Raw genomic sequence first — 19,749 nt, 5'->3', positions numbered from 1 at the left:
GCGTAGTGAAGTAAACTTCACAAGAATGGGTGCGCCGAGTCTGCGCGCGCCGCCCGGGGCTGTCAACGCCCCCGTTCCTCTATGAGGGAGAGCCGATGCCTTCCACCAGCCCCGCCGACCCGCCCCCCGAGGCCGTGGCCCCGCTCATGCGCGGCATCGCGGTCCTGCGCGCGCTCACCGACGCGGACGCGCGGCTGAGCCTCAGCGAGCTGGAGCGCGCCACCGGCCTGGCCCGCGCCACCGTCGACCGGGTCACGGCCACGCTGGCGCGCATGGGGTACGTACGCCTCGACGGCCGCGACGCGGCGCTCGCCCCGCGCCTGATGGAGCTCGGCAACGCCTACCTCGCCGCGATCCGGCTGCCCGACCTGCTGGGTGCCCACGCGGACGCGCTCGCCGACGAGCTGGACGAGTCGGTCTCCCTGGCGGTGGGCGACGGTGACGGCATCCGGTTCGTCCACCAGGCCACCCGGCGCCGCGCCATGTCCCTGAGCTTCCGCATCGGCGACCTGCTGCCCGCCGAACGCACCGGGCCCGGGCCGCTGTTCGCCGCCGAGTGGACGGCGCAGGAGTGGGCCCGGTGGCGCGAGCGCCGCGCCGCCGACCCGGAGGACCGGGGCTTTCCCGCCGTACCACCGCGCCACCGCGAGGCCGAGGCCGACTTCGAGGAGCGGGTGGCACGGGCGCGGGAGCGGGGCTGGGCGCTCGACGACCAGCTCATCGAGCCGGGCCTGGTCGCGGTGACCGTGCCGGTCCGGGCCGCCGACGGCCGCGTGGCGTGCGCGCTCAGCGTGGTGAGCCACACCAGCCGGCACAGCGCCTCCTCGCTGCGCGACGCCGCGCTCCCCCGGCTGCGCGCGGCGGTGGGCGCCATGGAGCAGGCGCTGCGGGAGGCGCCGCCGCCGGGCCCCGGGGCACGCCCCGACGCGCTGGCCGCCTGGACGGGCGCCTCCAAGCAGGAGCTGGGCCGGGACTTCATCGAGTCCCTCGCCCGGGGGCTGACCGTGCCGACCGCCTTCGGCGAGGGCCGCGACGCGCTCACGCTCAGCGCCGTGGCCGAGGCGACGGGCCTGGCCCGGGCGACCGCCCGGCGGGCACTCATCACGCTGGAGCACCTCGGCTACGTCACGGCGCACGAGCGGACGTTCCGGCTGACGCCGCGCGTGCTGGGCCTCGGGTATCCCCCGCTGTCGCGCACGACGCTGTCCGCCATCGCCGCGCCGCACCTGGCGGAGCTCGCCACGCGCGTGCACGACTCGGCGTCGCTGGCCGTGCTCGACGGGGACGACATCCGGTACACGGCGCGCGTCGCCACCAGCCGCATCATGAGCGTCAACATCACCGTCGGCACGCGCTTTCCGGCGTACGCGACGTCCATGGGCCGCGTGATGCTGGCGGGGCTGCCGCGCGCCGAGCGCGAGGAGCGGGTCGCGCGGGCCGAGCTGCGCGCACTGACGCCGTACACGGTCACGGACCGGGGCGAGCTGGCCGCGGTCCTGGACGGGGTCGCCGCGAGCGGCCACGCGCTCGTCGACGAGGAGCTGGAGGAAGGGCTGCGCTCCATCGCCGTACCCGTACGCGACCGGGCCGGGACGGTGGTCGCGGCGGCGAACGTCGCCATGCACAGCGTGCGGCGCAGCGCCGAGGAGTGCGTCGCGGAGGTCCTGCCCGAGCTGCGGACGGCGGCGGACCGGGTCGAGGCGGACCTGGCGGTGGTAGGGCGTTTCGCCCGGGTCCCGGCGGAGTGATCCGGAGTGCTCAGAAGACGGAGAGGCCGGTCAGGGTGGTGAAGCGGTCCAGGGCGGCCACGCCCGCCACCGAGTTGCCGCGCCGGTCCAGGCCCGGGGACCAGACGCACAGGGTGCAGTGACCGGGGACGACCGCGATGATCCCGCCGCCGACGCCGCTCTTGCCGGGCAGGCCGACCCGGTGGGCGAAGTCCCCGGCGGCGTCGTACGTCCCGCAGGTGAGCATCACGGCGTTGATCTGCTTGGCCTGGCTGCGGGTCAGCAGGGTCGAGCCGTCGGCGCGTATGCCGTGCCGGGCGAGGAAGCCCGCGGCCAGGGCCAGGTCGGCGCAGGACGCCTCCAGCGAGCACTGGCGGAAGTACTGCTCCAGCAGCTCCGGGACCGGGTTGGTGATGTTGCCGTACGAGGCCATGAAGTGCGCGAGGGCGGCGTTGCGGTCCCCGTGCGCGGCCTCGGAAGCGGCGACCTTCTCGTCGAAGTCCAGGCCGGGGTTGCCGCTCTCGGCGCGCAGGAAGTCCCGCAGCGCCCCGGAGGCGTCGCCGCCGGTGAGGGCCTGGAGGCGGTCGGTGGTGACGAGGGCGCCCGCGTTGATGAACGGGTTGCGCGGGATGCCGTTCTCGTACTCCAGCTGCACCAGCGAGTTGAACGGGTTGCCGGACGGCTCCCGGCCGACGCGCTCCCACAGCGCCTCGCCGTCCCTCGACAGCACCAGGGCGAGCGTGAAGACCTTGGTGATCGACTGCGCGGAGAAGGGCCGCCGCCAGTCCCCCACCCCGTACACGGTGCCGTCGAGCTCGGCGACGGCCATCCCGAAGCGGCCCGGGTCGGCCTCGGCGAGGGCCGGGATGTAGTCGGCTGGGCGGCCGCGGTCGCGGTCGGGGACGGCGGCGATCTCGGCGGCGATGCGGTCGAGGACGGAGGCGAAGCGCGGTGACACGCCCACACAGTACGGGCTACGGGAGCTGCGGAAGCACCCGGTCCGGGGTGAGCGGGAGCTCGCGGAAGCGGACGCCGGTGGCGTGGTGGACCGCGTTGCCGATGGCGGCGGGCGTGCCGACGACGCCGATCTCGCCGATGCCCTTGCTGCCCATCGGATTGAGGTGGGGATCCTCCTCCTCGACCCAGTGGGCCTCCACGTCCGGCACGTCGGCTTGGCTCGGCACGTGGTACGCGGCCAGGTCGCGCTCGGTGAAGTCGCCGAACGCCGGGTCCACGGTGGAGTGCTCGGTCAGCGCCATGCCGAGGCCCATCACCATGCCGCCGATGAACTGGGAGCGCGCGGTGCGCGGGTTGAGGATGCGCCCGGCGGCGTACACGCCGAGGAGCCGCCGGACCCGGACCTCGCCGGTGGCGGTGTCGACCGCCACCTCGGCGAAGTGGGCGCCGAAGGCGTGGCGGGCGAACGGCGGGGTGCGCTCGGCCTCCTCGGTGGTGTCCGCCGTGGACGACAGGCCGCCCACGGGCAGCGGCCCCTCGTGGCGGGCGAGCCGCTCGGCCAGGCGCGTACACGCCTGGTGCACGGCCGAGCCCCAGGAGGCCGTGCCGGACGAGCCGCCGGCGAGCGGGGCGCGCGGGAGGCGGGTGCAGCCGATGCCGATGCGTACGGAGCCGAGGGGGGTGGACAGGGCGTCGGCGGCGATCTGGGCGAGGACGGTCCGGGCGCCGGTGCCGATGTCGGTGGCGTTGACGTCGACGGCGTAGGTGCCGTCGGGCAGGGCGGTCGCGGTGGCCGTGGACGGCGCGAGCAGCACCGGGTAGGTCCCGGCGGCCACGCCCGTGCCGGTCAGCCACCGCCCCTTCGGACCGCCGCGACGGGACGCCGGGCGCGGGTCGCGGTCGTGCCAGCCGAAGCGGCGGGCGCCCTCGCGCAGGCAGGCGACGAGGTTCCGGCTGGAGAAGGGCAGGCCGCTGTCGGGCTCGGTGGCGGGATCGTTGCGGACGCGCAGCTCGACGGGGTCGAGGCCGAGGGCGTCGGCCAGTTCGTCCATGGCCGATTCGAGCGCGTACATGCCGGACGCCTCACCCGGGGCGCGCATCCAGGACGGGGACGGTACGTCGAGGGGCACGACCCGGTGGCTGGTGAGGCTGTGCGGCGAGGCGTACATGACCCGCGCGGGGACGGCCGCCTGCTCGACGAACTCGGTGATCCGGGAGGTCTGCGTGGTGACCTCGTGGCCCACCGCCATGAGGGTGCCGTCCCGCTCGGCGGCGAGCCGGACGCGCTGGACGGTCGGCGCGCGGTGCCCGACGGTCGTCGGCAGGTCCTTGCGGGGCAGCGCCAGCTTCACCGGGCGGCCCGTGTGGCGGGCGGCCATGACGGCGAGCACGACGTGCGGACGGGGCGTGCCCTTGGAACCGAAGCCGCCGCCGACGTGCTCGGAGACGACCGTGATCCGCTCCTCCGGGACCCGGAACATCCCGGCCAGGACGGCGCGGACGGGCCCCGCGCCCTGGCTGGAGTCGTACACCGTCAGGTGGTCGGAGCCGTCGGCGCCGTCCCAGCGGGCGTAGGCGGCGTGCGGCTCCATGGGGTGGTTGTGCAGCGGCGGTATCCGGTAGGTGGCGTCGACGCGTACGGGCGCGGCCGCCCAGGCCGCCTCGGCGTCGCCGCGCATCCGGCGGGCGGCGCTGCCGCCGTTGGCCTCGTCGGGCTCGTACGCGTCCGGGTGGTCGGCGCGGAGGGTGACGTCGTGCGGCTCGGCGGCGTACGTGACGTGGACGGCCTCGGCGGTGGCGCGGGCGGCCTCCAGGGTCTCGGCGACGGCGAGCGCGACGTACCAGCCCCGGTGCGGTACGCGGTCGTCCCGGAGCACGGCGAGGGCCGGGTCGTCGGGCTCGCCGAGCCGGGGCGCCGTCCACGGTGTCAGGACGGCGAGGGCGCCGGGGGTGGCGAGGGCCGCCGAGGTGTCGACGGCGGTGACGCGGCCCCGGGCGACGGTGGCGGGGACGGGCCAGGCGTACGCGCAGTCGGGCGGGGTGTGCGGAAGCTCGGTGGCGTACCGCGCGGTGCCGGTGACCTTGTCGCGGCCTTCGAGGCGCTCGGCAGGGGCTCCGAGGCCGCCGCCGGCGGGGGTGGCCGTCGCTGCTGCGGCGGCGCCAGAGGTGGTCTGGGTAGGGCGCATCGCGGCTCTCCGGGTGCGGTCGGTCGGCGGGAGGATCGTGCGAGGTGGGCGCGTCAGTGGTGGGCGAGCTCTCTGGCCTGCGCGAGCTGCGCCAGGGCGCGGCGGGCGAGGTTGCGGGCGAGCGGCACCTTGAAGGCGTTGTCGCCGAGCGGCTCGGCGAGGGCCAGTTCGGCGTTGACCGCGTGGCCGATGTTCGCGGAGTTCGGCGGGTGGCCGAGGAGCGCGGCCTCGGCGAGGCGGGCGCGCCACGGGCGGTGCGCGAGGCCGCCGAACGCGAGCCCCACCCGGCGTACGCGCCCCTTCTCGTCCACGTCGAGGACGGCGGCGACGGAGGCGAGCGCGAAGGCGAAGGACGCGCGGTCACGTGCCTTGAGGTACGTGGACGGCAGCCCGGCCGTCGACGCCGGGAGCGCGACGGCGGTGATCAACTCACCGGGCCGGATGACGGTGTCCCGCTCCGGGTGGTCGCCGGGCAGGCGGTGGAACTTGGTCGCCGGGACGGTCCGCCCGCCGTCCGGGCCGCGCAGTTCGACGGTGGCGTCGAGCGCGGCGAGCGCGACGGCCATGTCCGACGGGTGCGTGGCGATGCAGTGCGGCGAGTGGCCCAGGACGGCGTGGTCGCGGTGGACGCCGGCGAGGGCGGCGCAGCCGGCGCCCGGCTCGCGCTTGTTGCACGGCTTGGAGGTGTCCTGGAAGTACGGGCACCGGGTGCGCTGGAGCAGGTTGCCGCCGGTGGTGGCGACGTTGCGCAGCTGCCCGGACGCGCCGGCGAGCAGCGCCTGCGACAGGGCAGGGTAGCGGGTGCGTACCAGCGGATGGGCGGCGAGGTCGCTGTTGCGTACGGTCGCGCCGACCCGCAGCCCGCCGTCCGGCAGCTCCTCGACGGCGTCCAGCGGGAGCCGGCTGACGTCGACGAGGGTGTCGGGCGTCTCGACGCCGTGCTTCATCAGGTCGACGAGGTTGGTGCCGCCGGCGAGGTAGCGGGCGCCGGGGCTGCCGGCGTGGGCGGCGGTCGCTTCCTCGACGCTGGTGGCGCGTACGTACGCGTAGGGCTTCATGAGCGGATCACGTCCTCGTCACGTCCTCGACGGCGGCGACGATGTTCGGGTACGCGCCGCAGCGGCAGAGGTTGCCGCTCAGCCGCTCGCGGATCTCGTCGGCCGTGAGGCGGACGGGCCCCTGAGCGGGCGGCGCGGCGGGGTCGGTCGCGTACGAGGGGTGGCCGGCGGCGGCCTCGTCGAGGGCGCCGGCCGCCGAGCAGAGCTGGCCGGGGGTGCAGTAGCCGCACTGGAAGGCGTCCCGGTCCAGGAAGGCCCGCTGGAGCGGGTGCAGCTCGCCTCCGCCGTCGCCGAGGGCCGCCAGGCCCTCCACGGTGGTGATGTCGCAGCCGTCCTGCGCGACGGCCAGGAGCAGGCAGCTGTTGGCGCGCCGGCCGTCGACGAGCACGGTGCAGGCGCCGCACTGGCCGTGGTCGCAGCCCTTCTTCGCGCCGGTCAGGCCGAGGCGCTCGCGCAGCAGGTCGAGCAGCGTCGTGCGGTGGTCGACGGCGAGGGTGTGCTGCGCGCCGTTCACCGTGAGGGTGACGTGCGAGTGCGTGGGGGCCTCGGGGGACCCGGGGGACGGCGCGGCCGGCATCAGAAGGCCTCGTCGCCCTCGTCGGGGACGGTGTGCATGGCGGCTTCCTCGGCGGAGGCCGCGGCTCCGGCGATGCCCACGTCGCGGGCGACGACGTCCTTCTCGGTGTCGGCGTGGGCGCCTTCGTCGGGCGCGACGAGCCGGCCGGAGCGCTCGCGTCCCACCTGGTCGTCGAGGGGTTCGCCGTCCCCGCCGGGCAGGTCCCCGATGCCGTTGGACACGGCCTGGGGGTCCTCGGGCTGCAGCGCCGGGTCCGGGACCTCCTCGGCCAGCCGCTGGTCCAGGCTCTCGCCCTCGCGCTGCTCGCGGGCGGTGGTGCCGGTGTGGTCCACGGCCAGCGGCCGCTCAGGCGGCGACCAGCCTTCGTCGTACGGGTCCGCCTCGCGGTCCGACAGGGTGTCCTCGGGGTCGAGGATGCCCGTGTCCTCCCGGTCCTCGGCGACGGGCTGGTAGACCTCGTCACCCATCGATTCCTCGGTTCCCATGGCGTGGCTCCCGTGTGCTGATCGGGCCTGACCCGGACGTCAGGCGCTACGCCTGATCGCGTATCCAGACTGGAACAGGTCACACCTCCCGGCATTCCGGGCGAACCAGTCAGTGGGCGTCGCGGTCGGGGTGCCCCGGTCCCGACCGTTCCCCGTCCTCCCAGGACAGGAAGCCCAGGGACGGCGTGTCCCAGCTGAGCACCCGGTCGGCCTGCCGGTGGGTGAGCTCGGCGAGCCTTCTCGCCTCCTTGATCACGTCTCCGTGCTCTTCGACCAGCTGGTCGTATATGGGCGAGCCGGGGCGAGAGGTTCGGGTGCTCATGCGTGGTTCTCCTGGGACCGGGGACATCGGTGCGGTCGCCGGGCGCCGCCCGGCCACCCGCCCCTGCCCGAAGTTCCGCGGATCATGCCACCGGATTCGCACGCGCGTGCCCTCCATGCGTACGGGCGCGGCCCCGCCCTCAGTACACGTGCTCCTGGGTACGGCGTACGCACGCGAGGACGACATCGCGCAGGCTGCCGGTGCGGCGCAGCAGCTCCCGCTGGACGCGCGCGCCGTTGCCGTGGGCGAGCAGCTCGGCGACGCCCTTGCGGGCGTCGGGCAGGTCGCCGTTGGCCTCCAGGGCGTCCTCGACGTGGGCGAGCAGCGCGTGCACGACGTGCTCGGCGGGGACGGGCCGCATGGTCAGGGGGTGGAGCAGCTCGTCGTCCACGCCGGAGCGGCTCGCCCGCCACGCCGCGGCCCGCAGCAGGCCGACGGTGTGGCGGGCCGGGGGCACGCCGTCGCGCCACTCGCGGGCCGCGGTGTCGACCAGCGCGCGGGCGAGGGTGGCGATCAGGGCGGTGGTGGACGCGTCCAGGCAGACGTCCGGGGCCCTGACCTCGACGGTCGGGTAGGCGTGGGACAGCCGGGCGTCGAAGTAGATCATGCCTTCGTCGTGCAGGACGCCCGTGCCGAGGAGGTCGCGAACCTGCTGGTGGTAGCGGTCGGCGGAGCCGAAGAGCTCGACCGGGCCGGCCGAGGGCCAGCGGCCCCAGACGCGGTTGCGGTAGCTGCTGTACCCGCTGTCGCGGCCCTGCCAGAAGGGTGAGTTGGCGCTGAGCGCGAGCAGCACGTGCAGCCAGGGCCTGACGCGGTCGAGGACGGCGACGCCCTCCTCGTCGGACTCGACCGACACATGGACGTGGCAGCCGCAGGTGAGCTGCTCCTGGGCGGTGAGGCCGAACTGCTCCTGCATCCAGCGGTAGCGCGCGCCCTCGGTGAAGGCGGGCCCGGCGGGCAGGGGTGAGGTCGCCAGGGCGGCGACGGCGCCGCCCGCCGCGGCCGCGTGCCGGGCCGCCTCCGCGCGCCAGCGCTCCACCTCGGCGTGCAGCTCGCGCATGCCGGAGCACGGGTGCGTGGCGAACTCCAGCTGCTGACCCTGCAGTTCCTTCTGGAAGGCGTTCTCCCTTCCGTCCCGGCTCTCCTTGGCGGCGAGGGCCAGCACGGCCATGGACAGCGCCCGTGGCTCGCCGCTGTGCGGATCCACCAGCAGGAGTTCCTCTTCCACTCCGACAGTGCGCAACGGAAACCACCTTTCCATCGCATCCGGCGGGGACCACGCGGGACGCCCATCATCCCGGGTCCGGGCAGGCCGCGCACCGCCCACCACCGGGATCTGGCGAGTTCCCGTCGAACCCGGCTTGAACCCGGACCAGGACCCGGGCCCGGACGCGACGCCCGAGCGGCACCCATCCGTGGCGAACCACTGACGCACTGTCACCGGCCCGCTATACGATCGGCTCGATCGGCGTAACCCCGGGGCCCAGGGAGGCGGAATGGACGAGATGGAACTGAGGGTGGATGCCGGACCCTCGGCCTCCCCCGAGCAGCTCGACCGTCAGGTCACGTCCCTCTACCAGGACTTGCGCGCGCTCGGCCGGTTCCAGGTGCGGCGCAAGCCGGCCCTGGCCCCGGGCGGGTCCATGGCCTCGGCGGGGTACGAGCTCGGGGTCCTGGTCGTCAGCGGGGCGTTCTCGGCCGCCGCCGTGAAGGCGATGAGCAATGTGCTGGTGGCGTACATCCAGCGCTCCAAGGCGCGCTCCGTGGCGTGGGAGTTCGACGGCCACAAGGGCACCTTCGAGGCGCTGTCCGCCAAGGACCAGTCGGCGCTCGTCGAGGTGGTGGCGGCGCGGATCGCGGCGGGCGCGGACGGCGCGGAAACGGACGGCGCGACGGGGGACGGCGATGGCGGGACGCAGAATCGCGCTGCTGGTCGCGACTGACGGGTACGTCGACCCGGGGCTGAACCAGCTGCGGTCCCCGGCGCGCGGCGCCGGGGAGCTGGAGGCGCTGCTCAGGGACCCGGCGGTGGGCCGCTTCGACTTCGTCCGCACGCTCTCCAACCGCCCCAAGGACGAGATCGAGCGCGAGATGGAGGCGCTGCTCGCGCACCGCGCCCCCGACGACCTGGTGCTGCTCTACCTCTCCTGCCACGGCGTCCGCAACGACACGGGCCGGCTCTTCTTCGCCACCATCGGCACCGACCTCGGCCGCCCGCACACCACCGCCGTCCGCGCCGACCTCGTCCACCAGCTCCTCGACGAGTGCGAGGCCCGCGCCAAGATCGTGCTGCTGGACTGCTGCTACAGCGGCCTCTTCCACCGCGGCACCCCCATGTCGCCCGCACCCGTCGACGTCGAGTCGGCGCTGGTGGGCCGCGGCACCTTCGTGATCACCGCCTCCACGGCGCTGGAGTACGCGTACGAAGGCGACCAGCTCACCCTCGACAACGCCCGCCCCGGCTCCCGGTTCACCACGGCGGTCAACGAAGGGCTCGCCACGGGCCTGGCCGACCTGGACCGCGACGGCGTGATCACGCCCGACGAGCTGTACACGTACGTCCACGACGCGGTGGTCAACCAGGTGGGGCCCGAGCAGACGCCCACCAAGTCGGGCCAGTACGAGGGGCACGTGCCCCTCGCGTACGCCCCGGTGATCGACGCCGCGGCGGGGCCCTTCGCCGCCCGGACCGCGAAGGCCGACGAGCTGCTGCTCGGCGCGCTGCTCCCGCCGCCGGTGGACACCCCGGACCGGGGGTTCATCTGCGACTCCTGGGAGGGCGCGTCCCGGCTGCTGGTGCCGATCGGCCGCACCGAGGCCACCTCGGGCGGGGAGTCGATGTTCCTGGACCTGGCCGGGCGGGAGGGCAACGCCGCGGTGGTCGGCCGGCTGGGCAGCGGCAAGACGACCCTGCTGCGGGTGATCGCGATGTCCCTGGCCCTCACCCACACCCCGCACGAGGTGGAGTTCTACCTCCTCGAAGGGGCCGTCAACCGGCTCGGGGTGCTGCGGTCCATGCCGCACGTGCGGTTGGTGGCCGCGCCGCACGAGCACAGCGCCGTCCAGCAGGTCCTGACGGCCGTGCGGGACGCGGTCGCGGCGCGGCGCGCGCTCTTCCGGGACCGGGGCATCGACTCCGTCGAGGAGTTCCGCGAGCTGCGTGCGGCCGGTGAGCTGCCGGACGGCAGCGGCAGCGACATCTTCGTGGTGATCGACGGCTGGCTGGACTTCCACTGGGAGGACCCCGCCTTCGCCGACACCATCCACCGCCTGGTCAACACCGGACTGAACTACGGCGTCCACCTCCTGGTCTCCGCCCGCCGGTGGAGCGACTTCGGCCCCGGCCTGCTGGGGCTGCTCGGCACCCGGGTCGAGCTCGCCCTCGAGGACCCGTCCGAGTCGTACGTCGACGCCACCCTCGCCTCCAGCATCGGCGTCGGCTGGGCGCTGGCCCGGCGCCGGCGCTTCCGCGTGGCCGTACCCCGGCTGGAGGACGCGACCAGTACGGCGGAGGCCCGGCGGGCCCTGGCCGACACGACGCTGCGGATGCGCGAGCGCTGGCTCGGCGCCCGGCGGGGCGGCGGAGCCGCCGCGACCCCGCCCGACCCGCTCACGTCCTACGCCACGCTGCTCGGCCTGGAGGACCCCGCCCGCCTGGACGTGGCACGCCTGCGGCGCCGCCGCCGGGCGGACCAGCGGCTGCGCGTCCCGCTCGGTCTGGACGACGACGGCGGGCCGGTCCACCTCGACCTGAAGGACGCCTCCCAGGGCGGCATGGGCCCGCACGGCCTGTGCGTCGGCGCGACCGGCTCCGGCAAGTCGGAGCTGCTGCGGGCCCTGGTGCTGGCGCTCGCCGTCACCCACTCCTCCGAGACGGTCAACTTCCTCCTCGCGGACGCCAAGGACGGCTCCGGGTTCGCCGCCCTGGCGGAACTGCCGCACGTCTCGGCCGTCGTCGGCGGTCTGGCGGACGATCCCGCCCTCGTGGACCGGCTGCGCGAGGCGCTCACCGGCGAGCTGCGGCGCCGCCAGGACCTGCTGCGGGACGCGGGGAGCTTCCCGCACGTCACCGCGTACGAGAAGGCCCGCGCCGACGGCGCCGCCCTCGAGCCGCTGCCGTCGCTGATGATCGTGGTGGACGAGTTCGGCGACCTGCTCACCCCCCGGCACGACTTCCTGGAGCTGCTGATCCGGATCGGCCGGCTCGGCCGGTCGCTCGGCATCCACCTGCTGCTGGCCTCCCAGCGCCTGGAGGAAACCAGGATCCGCGGGCTCGACGCCTTCGTCTCGTACCGCATCGGCCTGCGGGCCTCCTCGGCGGCCGAGTCGCGCGCCGCGATCGGCGTGGCGGACGCGTACCACCTGCCGCAGGCCCCGGGCCTCGGCTACCTCCGGTCCGGGACGAACACGCTGGTCCGGTTCAAGGGGGCGTACGTCTCCGGCGCGGCCGGCCCGTCGGAGGAGTCGCTGCTCGACCTCGCCGTGCGGCGGCTGCGCGGGCAGGGCCCGGCCGCACACCGCGTGTGGCTGCCGCCGCTGGACACGCCCCCGGCCCTCACCGACCTGCTGCCGCCCCTGGTCACCGACGACGAGCGCGGACTGCACCCCCGGCGCTCCGCCGACGGCCCCGAGGGACGTCCGGCGCCGCTCACCGTGCCGGTGGCGCTGCTGGACAAGCCGGAGGAGCAGCGCCGCGAGGTCCGGTACGCCGACTTCTCGGGCCCCGCGGGACACGGTCTGGTGATCGGCGCGCCGCAGTCCGGGAAGTCGACGCTGCTGCGCACGCTGATCTGCGGGCTCGCCCTCCTCCACACGCCGCGCGAGGCGCAGTTCTACGTCCTCGACTTCGGCGGCGGCTCCCTGCGCCTGCTGGAGGGCCTGCCGCACCTGGGCGGGCGGGCGTCCCGGCTCGACGGGGAGCAGGTGCGCCGTACGGTCGCCGAGATCGCCGGCGTCCTCGCCGAGCGCGAGGCGTTCTTCCGGCTCCACGGCATCGGTTCCATGGAGGAGTACCGCAGGGCCCGCTCCACCGGCGAGTGGGCCGAGGACAAGTGGGGCGACGTCTTCCTGGTCATCGACGGCTGGTCGGCCTTCCGGAGCGACTACGAGCAGCTGGAGGAGACCATCGTGGACCTGGCGGCGCGCGGCCCCGCCCACGGCGTCCACCTGATCCTCGCGACACCACGCTACGCCGACGTACGCCCCGCCCTGCGCGACCGGCTCGGCCCCGCGACCGAGCTGCGGCTCGCCGACCCCGCGGAGTCGGAGATCGACCGGCGCAAGGCGGAGGCCGTCCCGATCGGCGCTCCCGGCCGTGGTCTGAGCCCCGGCGGGTACCACTTCCTGGCCGCCGTACCGCGCCTGAGCGAGGGGCCCGACGGGCCGGACGCGTCGGCTGAGGCCGCCACCACGCACCTGGTCACCGCGATCGGCGAGGCCTGGGCGGGCCCGTCGGCACCGCCCGTACGGGTGCTGCCGGCGCTGCTGCCGCTGGAGGAGCTGGGCCGGCAGCGGGAGGACGACCCCGGGCGGGAGATCACCATCGGCATAGACGAGGCGAGCCTGTCGACGGTGACCATCGACTTCGAGTCGGACCCGTACCTCGTCGTCGTCGGGGACCACGAGTTCGGCAAGTCCTCCCTGCTGCGGCTGATCGGCCGGCAGATCACCTCCCGGTACGCGGAGCGGCAGGCGGTGCTGGTCGTCGCCGACTACCGGCGGTCCCTGCTGCACGACCTGCCCCCCGACCGCACGCAGTACTGCGCGAGCGGCGCCCGGCTCAAGGAGGTGGTGGCCGAGCTGGTGGCGGTGCTCCGGGAGCGGATGCCCGGCGTGGACGTCACGGCGGAGCAGCTGCGCGACCGCAGCTGGTACACGGGCCCCGACCTCTTCGTCCTCGTGGACAACTACGAGCTGGTCGCCACCGCCTCGGGCAACCCGCTCCACCCGCTGCTGGAGTTCCTGCCCTTCGGCCGGGACCTGGGCCTGCGTCTGGTGCTGTGCCGCAGCTCGGTCCGGGCCTCGCGGGCGATGTACGAACCGCTCACGCAGGGCGTACGGGAGCAGGGCGCCCAGGAGATCACGCTCTCCGGCGACCGCCCGGGCCGCTGCACGATGACGGACCGGCGCGGCGCGTCCCGGCGGGTGCAGCTGGCGTACGTGCCGCCGCGGGACGCGACCGACTGAGCAGAGCCTGCGGCGGCGCTGTCAGGCGACGGAGCCGATGCGGCCCGCCGGGGCGTCGGGGCCGTCGTGGTGGATCGGGGTGTGGGCGCCGGTGAGGGAGACGCCGCTGCCGCCGCGCCGGGCGGCGACGATCTCCGCGCCGATCGACAGGGCCGTCTCCTCCGGCGTACGGGCGCCGAGGTCCAGGCCGATCGGGGAGCGCAGGCGGGCGAGCTCCAGTTCGGTGACGCCGACCTCGCGCAGCCGCTTGTTGCGGTCCTGGTGGGTGCGGCGGGAGCCCATCGCGCCGACGTACGCGACGGGGAGCTTCAGGGCCAGTTCGAGCAGGGGCACGTCGAACTTGGCGTCGTGGGTGAGCACGCACAGCACGGTGCGGCCGTCCACCTCGGTGGACTCGAGGTACTTGTGCGGCCATTCGACCACCACCTCGTCCGCCTCCGGGAAGCGGGCGGGGGTGGCGAAGACGGGGCGGGCGTCGCACACGGTGACGTGGTAGCCGAGGAACTTGCCGACCCGGACCAGCGCCGCCGCGAAGTCGATGGCGCCGAAGACGATCATGCGGGGCGCGGGGAGGCTGGACTCGACCAGCAGCGTGAGCGGCTGTCCGCAGCGGGAGCCGTCCTCGCCGATGACGAGCGTGCCGGTGCGGCCGGCGTCGAGCATGGCGCGGGCCTCGCCCGCCGCCGTGCGGTCCAGCTCGGGGTGGCCGCCGAGGCTGCCCTCGTACGAGCCGTCCGGGTGGACCAGCAGAGCCGTACCGAGCAGCTCCGCCGGTCCCTCCGTGATCCTGGCGAGGGCCGCCGCCTCCCCTCCGGCGGCGGCCGCCAGCGCGGCGGGGTAGACCCCGCCGCGAACCGGGGTGACGAGGATGTCGATGATGCCGCCGCAGGTCAGGCCGACCGCGAAGGCGTCCTCGTCGCTGTAGCCGAAGCGCTCCAGGACGGTCTCGCCGTCCGCCAGCGCCTGCTGGCACAGTTCGTAGACCGCGCCCTCCACACATCCGCCGGAGACCGAGCCGATCGCGGTGCCCTCGCTGTCGACGGCGAGAGCGGCGCCCGGCTGCCGGGGCGCGCTGCCGCCGACGGCCACCACGGTGGCCACGGCGAAGTCGCGTCCCTGCTCGACCCACCGGGTGAGTTCCTCGGCGATGTCCAGCATGTCGGCCTCCTTCGAGAGAGCTTCGGTGTGGAGGGCCCGGTCTTCCGTCAGTGACCGGTACCCATGGCGAAGTAGAAGATGAACACCGCCGACAGCACCCACATCAGAATGCTGGGCTCGCGCCACTTGCCCTGGGCGGCCTTGATGACGCAGTACGCGATGACACCGGCGCCGACACCCGTGGTGATGGTGTAGGTGAACGGCATCAGCACGACCGTGAGGAAGACCGGGACGGCGACGGACCAGTCGGTCCAGTCCACGTGCCGGGCGTTCTGCAGCATCATGGCGCCGATGACCACCAGGGCGGCGGAGGCGACCTGGCCGGGCACCAGCTGGGTGAGCGGGGTGAAGAACAGGCACGCGGCGAAGAAGAGGCCGGTGACCGAGGCGGACAGGCCCGTACGGGCGCCCTCACCGACGCCGGTCGCGGACTCGATGAAGACGGTCTGGCCGGAGGCACCGGCGCCACCGCCGATGATGCCGCCCGCGCCGTCGATGAACAGCGCCTTGTTCAGGCCGGGCATCTTGCCCTGGGCGTCGGCGAGCTTGGCCTCCTGGCCGACGGCGATGATGGTCGCCATGGCGTCGAAGAAGCCGGCCAGCACCAGGGTGAAGACGATCATGCTGACGGCGGCGTAGCCCAGCTTGTCCCAGCCGCCGAAGCTGACCTGGCCGAAGAGCGAGAAGTCCGGCATGGAGACCGGGCTGCCGTGCAGGATCGGCGCGGCGCCGCCCCACTCCTTCTCGCCGATGAGGCCGGTGGCGGTGCCGATGACGGAGACGACCGTGCCGACGACGATGCCGAGCAGGATGGCTCCGGGGATCTTGCGGGCCTGGAGCGCGAAGATCAGCAGGAGCGTGAAGGCGAAGAGCGCGACCGGCCAGCCGGTCAGGGAGCCTCCGACACCGAGGGTGACGGGGCCGCCGCCCTCGCCCTTGCCGACGAAGCCGGCGTTGACGAAGCCGATCATCGCGATGAAGAGGCCGATGCCCATCGTGATGCCGTGCTTCAGCGCCAGCGGTATGGCGTTCATGATGACTTCACGGACGCCGGTGACCACCAGCAGACAGATCACGGCGCCGTAGATGACGCACATGCCCATGGCCTGCGGCCAGGTCATTTCGGGGGCGACTTGGGTGGAGATGACGCCCGCGACGCTCAGGCCCGCCGCGAGGGCGAGCGGAACCTTGCCGATGAAACCCATCGCCAGAGTGGTGACCGCTGCTGCGAGGGCGGTGGCCGTGATCAGCGCGGGCTGGCTCAGCTTGTCGCCGAGCGAATCCTCGCCGCCGAGCAGCAGAGGGTTGAGCAGGAGGATGTAGGCCATCGCCATGAAGGTGGTGATGCCGCCGCGCACCTCTCGCGCGACCGTGGATCCTCTGTGGGTGATGTGAAAGTACCGGTCGAGCCAAGACCGTCCGGCGGGGACGCGAGAGCCGGAGCCCGCGTCGTCGGCGACGGTCTTCGGCTCCACTGACGACTGGGTCATGGTGCCTACTCCCAAGGTTCAAAGGGGCACCCGCATGCACAGGGGCATAAAGCTGCGGGATTTGGGATGGTGCGTTGGCTGCACGACCCGGGGGACGGCCCGAGACGAACGGGGTTCTGCGTGGGGGTACTTCGTCGGTGTGGGGGGGTTGGGGGATGGAGGATCGGTGGGGGGTGAAGCGTGGGGGGAACCGCGAGCGGCGCGGTTGCTGCTCCGGGCGGTGCGGGCTGGGAAGTGTGACGTTCCTGGGAGGCACGCACCACCCGGAGGGCTTGCGGGCCCCGGGGCCTCACGGCCCCGAGGGCTTACAGGGTGCCGGTGAGGTGCTCGGGGCGTACCGGCGTCTTGTTGAGCTCCAGGCCCGTCGCGTTCCGGATCGCCGCGAGGACGGCCGGGGTGGAGGACAGGGTCGGGGCCTCGCCGATGCCGCGCAGACCGTAGGGCGCGTGGTCGTCGGCGAGCTCGAGCACGTCGACCGGGATGGTCGGGGTGTCGAGGATGGTGGGGATCAGGTAGTCCGTGAAGGAGGGGTTCTTCACCTTCGCGGTCTTCGGGTCGACGATGATCTCCTCCATGACCGCCACGCCCAGGCCCTGGGTGGTGCCACCCTGGATCTGGCCGACGACGGACAGCGGGTTGAGGGCCTTGCCGACGTCCTGGGCGCAGGCGAGCTCGATGACCTTGACCAGTCCGAGCTCGGTGTCGACCTCCACGACCGCGCGGTGCGCGGCGAAGGAGTACTGGACGTGGCCGTTGCCCTGGCCCGTCCGAAGGTCGAACGCCTCGGTCGGGCGGTGGCGCCACTCGGCCTCGATCTCGACGACCTCGTCCTCCAGGACGTCCACCAGGTCGGCGAGGACCTCGCCGCCGTCGGTGACGACCTTGCCGGCTTCGAGCACCAGCTCGGCGGTGGCCCACGCGGGGTGGTAGGTGCCGAACTTGCGGCGGCCGATCTCCAGCACCTTCTCGCGGACGAGCTCGCAGGAGTTCTTCACCGCGCCGCCGGTGACGTACGTCTGGCGGGAGGCGGAGGTGGAGCCGGCCGAGCCGACCTGGGTGTCGGCCGGGTTGATCGTCACCTGGGTGACGCCCAGCTCCGTGCGGGCGATCTGGGCGTGGACGGTGATGCCGCCCTGGCCGACCTCCGCCATCGCGGTGTGGACGGTCGCGACCGCCTCGCCGTTGATGACCTCCATGCGGACCTTGGCGGTGGAGTAGTCGTCGAAGCCCTCGGAGAAGCCGACGTTCTTGATGCCGACCGCGTAGCCGACGCCGCGGACGACGCCCTCGCCGTGCGTGGTGTTGGACAGACCGCCGGGCAGCGCGCGGACGTCGGCGCCCGCGGTGGTCTCCCACTGGCGCTCGGGCGGCAGCGGGCGGGCCTTGATGCGGCGCAGCAGCTCGGCGACCGGGGCGGGCGAGTCGACCGGCTGGCCGGTCGGCATGAGCGTGCCCTGCTCCATGGCGTTGAGCTGGCGGAACTCCACCGGGTCCATGCCCAGCTTCGCCGCGAGCTTGTCCATCTGGGCCTCGTACGCGAAGCACGCCTGGACCGCGCCGAAGCCGCGCATGGCGCCACAGGGCGGGTTGTTCGTGTAGAGCGCGATGGCCTCGATGTCGACGTCGTCGATGACGTACGGGCCGACGGAGAGCGAGGAGGCGTTGCCGACGACGGCCGGGGAGGCGGAGGCGTACGCGCCGCCGTCCAGGACGATCTTGCACTTCATGTGCGTGAGCTTGCCGTCCTTGGTGGCGCCGTGCTCGTAGTAGAGCTTCGCCGGGTGCCGGTGGACGTGGCCGAAGAACGACTCGAACCGGTTGTAGACGATCTTGACCGGCTTGCCGGTGCGGAGCGCCAGCAGGCAGGCGTGGATCTGCATCGACAGGTCCTCGCGACCACCGAAGGCACCGCCGACGCCGGAGAGCGTCATGCGGACCTTCTCCTCGGGCAGGCCGAGGACCGGGGCGATCTGGCGGAGGTCGGAGTGCAGCCACTGGGTGGCGACGTAGAGGTCGACACCCCCGTCCTCGGACGGCACGGCGAGGCCGGACTCGGGGCCGAGGAAGGCCTGGTCCTGCATGCCGAAGGTGTACTCGCCCTCGACGATCACGTCGGCCCGCTTGCGGGCCTCCTCCACGTCGCCGCGGATGATCGGCTGGCGGTGCACGATGTTCGGGTGCGGTACGTGGCCGGCGTGGTGGTCGTCCCGGCCCGGGTGCAGCAGCGGGGCGTCCGGCGCGAGCGCGGAGGCCTCGTCGGTGACGACGGGCAGCTCCTTGTACTCGACCTTGATCTTCGCGGCGGCGCGGCGGGCGGTCTCCGGGTGGTCGGCGGCGACCAGGGCGACCGGCTCGCCGTGGTGGCGCACCCGGCCGTGGGCGAGGACAGGGGTGTCCTCGATCTCCAGGCCGTAGTTCTTCACCTCGGTGGGCAGGTCGTCGTAGGTGAGGACGGCGTAGACGCCGGCCTGCGCGAGGGCCTCGGAGGTGTCGATGGACACGATCTCGGCGTGCGCCACGGGCGAGCGGAGGATCTGGCCCCAGAGCATGTCCTCGTGCCACATGTCCGAGGAGTAGGCGAACTCGCCGGTGACCTTGAGGGTGCCGTCGGGGCGGAGCGTCGACTCGCCGATACCGCCCTTGGTCTGGGAGCCCTGGGTGACCTTGGTGGGGGTGCCCGCCGGGGCGGACGCGACTCGGGTGTTCTGAGCCATCAGACTGCCTCTCCCTGACGAGCGGCCGCCAGGCGGACCGCGTCGAGGATCTTCTCGTAACCGGTGCAGCGGCAGAGGTTGCCGGAGAGCGCCTCGCGGATGTCCTCGTCGGACGGCGACGGGTTGCGCTCCAGCATCTCGTCGGCCGCGACCAGCAGACCCGGGGTGCAGAAGCCGCACTGGACGGCGCCCGCGTCGATGAACGCCTGCTGGATCGGGGAGAGCTCGCCGCCCTCACCGGTCTGCGAGTCGGTGCCCTTGGCGGACCACTGCTGGGCCGCCTGGAGGGAGGTGCCCTCCTTGCCGCCGGAGCCGGCCGAGCCGCACGCGCCGGTGCCGCACGCGCCGCTGTGCTCGGCACGCTGCTTGGCGTAGTCGGCGAGGCCCTCGACGGTGACGACCTCGCGGCCCTCGACCTGGCCGGCCGCGACCAGGCACGAACACACCGGGACACCGTCCAGGCGGACCGTGCAGGAGCCGCACTCGCCCTGCTCACAGGCGTTCTTGGAGCCGGGCAGGCCCAGGCGCTCACGCAGGACGTACAGGAGGGACTCGCCCTCCCAGACGTCGTCGGCCTGCTGCGGACGTCCGTTGACCGTGAAATTGACGCGCATGGTTATGCAGCTCCTTCAAGGGTGCGGCCGGTGCCGCGGTACTGCTCCCAGGTCCAGCCGAGCGTGCGGCGGGCCATGATCCCGACGGCGTGACGGCGGTACTTGGCGGTGCCTCGTACGTCGTCGATCGGGTTGCAGGCGGCGGAGGCGAGCTCCGCGAACTGCTTGGCGATCGAGGGAGTGATGATCTTGCCGTTGTCCCAGAAGCCGCCCTCTTCGAGCGCGGCGTTCAAGAACTCCTCGGCCGCCTTGGCCCGCACCGGGGTGGGGGCCGC

14 protein-coding genes and 1 pseudogene are annotated in these 19,749 nt (G+C 73.8%); 3 read left to right on the top strand and 12 right to left on the bottom strand.

Annotation, left to right across the window (positions count from 1 at the left end):
• The first annotated feature begins 95 nt into the window (after positions 1-95).
• Positions 96-1,748, top strand: a complete 1,653-nt coding sequence (locus tag ACIRNI_RS29355; protein WP_403555999.1) for an IclR family transcriptional regulator C-terminal domain-containing protein — start codon at positions 96-98, stop codon at positions 1,746-1,748.
• A gap of 10 nt (positions 1,749-1,758) precedes the next feature.
• Here ACIRNI_RS29355 and ACIRNI_RS29350 read toward each other — a convergent pair whose 3' ends face one another.
• The 7 genes from ACIRNI_RS29350 to ACIRNI_RS29320 form a co-directional block, all read right to left on the bottom strand.
• Positions 1,759-2,691 (bottom strand): glutaminase, encoded by a 933-nt coding sequence (locus ACIRNI_RS29350; RefSeq protein ID WP_403555997.1) that lies wholly within the window; start codon positions 2,689-2,691, stop codon positions 1,759-1,761.
• Positions 2,692-2,701: 10 nt separating this feature from the next.
• Positions 2,702-4,870 (bottom strand): xanthine dehydrogenase family protein molybdopterin-binding subunit, encoded by a 2,169-nt coding sequence (locus ACIRNI_RS29345; protein ID WP_403555995.1) that lies wholly within the window; start codon positions 4,868-4,870, stop codon positions 2,702-2,704.
• A 53-nt stretch (positions 4,871-4,923) separates the two neighbouring features.
• Positions 4,924-5,928 carry an FAD binding domain-containing protein gene (locus ACIRNI_RS29340; RefSeq protein WP_403555993.1) on the bottom strand — a complete coding sequence of 335 codons (1,005 nt, stop codon included), beginning with the start codon at positions 5,926-5,928 and terminating at the stop codon, positions 4,924-4,926.
• 7 nt (positions 5,929-5,935) lie between these two features.
• Complete coding sequence (locus tag ACIRNI_RS29335) at positions 5,936-6,505, bottom strand: 2Fe-2S iron-sulfur cluster-binding protein (RefSeq protein ID WP_403555992.1); 570 nt, start codon at positions 6,503-6,505, stop codon at positions 5,936-5,938.
• Entirely contained in the window at positions 6,505-6,990 is a 486-nt protein-coding gene (locus ACIRNI_RS29330) for a DUF5709 domain-containing protein (protein ID WP_403555990.1), read from the bottom strand. The genes ACIRNI_RS29335 and ACIRNI_RS29330 overlap by 1 nt, the downstream gene beginning before the upstream one ends.
• A gap of 109 nt (positions 6,991-7,099) precedes the next feature.
• Positions 7,100-7,312: a hypothetical protein gene (locus ACIRNI_RS29325; protein WP_403555988.1), complete on the bottom strand. Its 213-nt coding sequence runs from the start codon at positions 7,310-7,312 to the stop codon at positions 7,100-7,102.
• A gap of 139 nt (positions 7,313-7,451) precedes the next feature.
• Positions 7,452-8,555, bottom strand: a complete 1,104-nt coding sequence (locus ACIRNI_RS29320; protein ID WP_403555987.1) for a glutamate--cysteine ligase — start codon at positions 8,553-8,555, stop codon at positions 7,452-7,454.
• A 253-nt stretch (positions 8,556-8,808) separates the two neighbouring features.
• Here ACIRNI_RS29320 and ACIRNI_RS29315 point away from each other — a divergent pair, with 253 nt between their 5' ends.
• A complete protein-coding gene (locus ACIRNI_RS29315) occupies positions 8,809-9,255 on the top strand; it encodes a hypothetical protein (protein WP_403555985.1) in 447 nt (148 codons plus the stop codon).
• Positions 9,218-13,498, top strand: a complete 4,281-nt coding sequence (gene eccCb / locus ACIRNI_RS29310) for a type VII secretion protein EccCb (RefSeq protein ID WP_403555983.1) — start codon at positions 9,218-9,220, stop codon at positions 13,496-13,498. Before ACIRNI_RS29315 ends, eccCb begins: the two co-directional genes overlap by 38 nt.
• A 21-nt stretch (positions 13,499-13,519) precedes the next feature.
• Here eccCb and ACIRNI_RS29305 read toward each other — a convergent pair whose 3' ends face one another.
• The 5 genes and pseudogenes from ACIRNI_RS29305 to ACIRNI_RS29285 all read right to left on the bottom strand — a co-directional run.
• Positions 13,520-14,656 carry an XdhC family protein gene (locus ACIRNI_RS29305; RefSeq protein WP_403555981.1) on the bottom strand — a complete coding sequence of 379 codons (1,137 nt, stop codon included), beginning with the start codon at positions 14,654-14,656 and terminating at the stop codon, positions 13,520-13,522.
• 47 nt (positions 14,657-14,703) lie between these two features.
• Positions 14,704-16,146 carry an NCS2 family permease gene (locus tag ACIRNI_RS29300; protein ID WP_403555979.1) on the bottom strand — a complete coding sequence of 481 codons (1,443 nt, stop codon included), beginning with the start codon at positions 16,144-16,146 and terminating at the stop codon, positions 14,704-14,706.
• A 305-nt stretch (positions 16,147-16,451) separates the two neighbouring features.
• Positions 16,452-18,860: a xanthine dehydrogenase subunit D gene (gene pucD / locus ACIRNI_RS29295; protein ID WP_403555977.1), complete on the bottom strand. Its 2,409-nt coding sequence runs from the start codon at positions 18,858-18,860 to the stop codon at positions 16,452-16,454.
• The gene (locus tag ACIRNI_RS29290; RefSeq protein WP_403555975.1) at positions 18,860-19,474 is read right to left on the bottom strand and encodes a (2Fe-2S)-binding protein; all 615 of its coding nucleotides are present in this window, start codon (positions 19,472-19,474) and stop codon (positions 18,860-18,862) included. The genes pucD and ACIRNI_RS29290 overlap by 1 nt, the downstream gene beginning before the upstream one ends.
• Before the next feature lie 2 nt (positions 19,475-19,476).
• Positions 19,477-19,749: pseudogene (locus tag ACIRNI_RS29285) on the bottom strand (xanthine dehydrogenase family protein subunit M); the annotation flags it as partial.

This window comes from Streptomyces sp. NPDC093546 (assembly GCF_044765045.1).
Taxonomy (GTDB): domain Bacteria; phylum Actinomycetota; class Actinomycetes; order Streptomycetales; family Streptomycetaceae; genus Streptomyces.
This window is presented reverse-complemented; position numbering and strand designations above follow the sequence as displayed.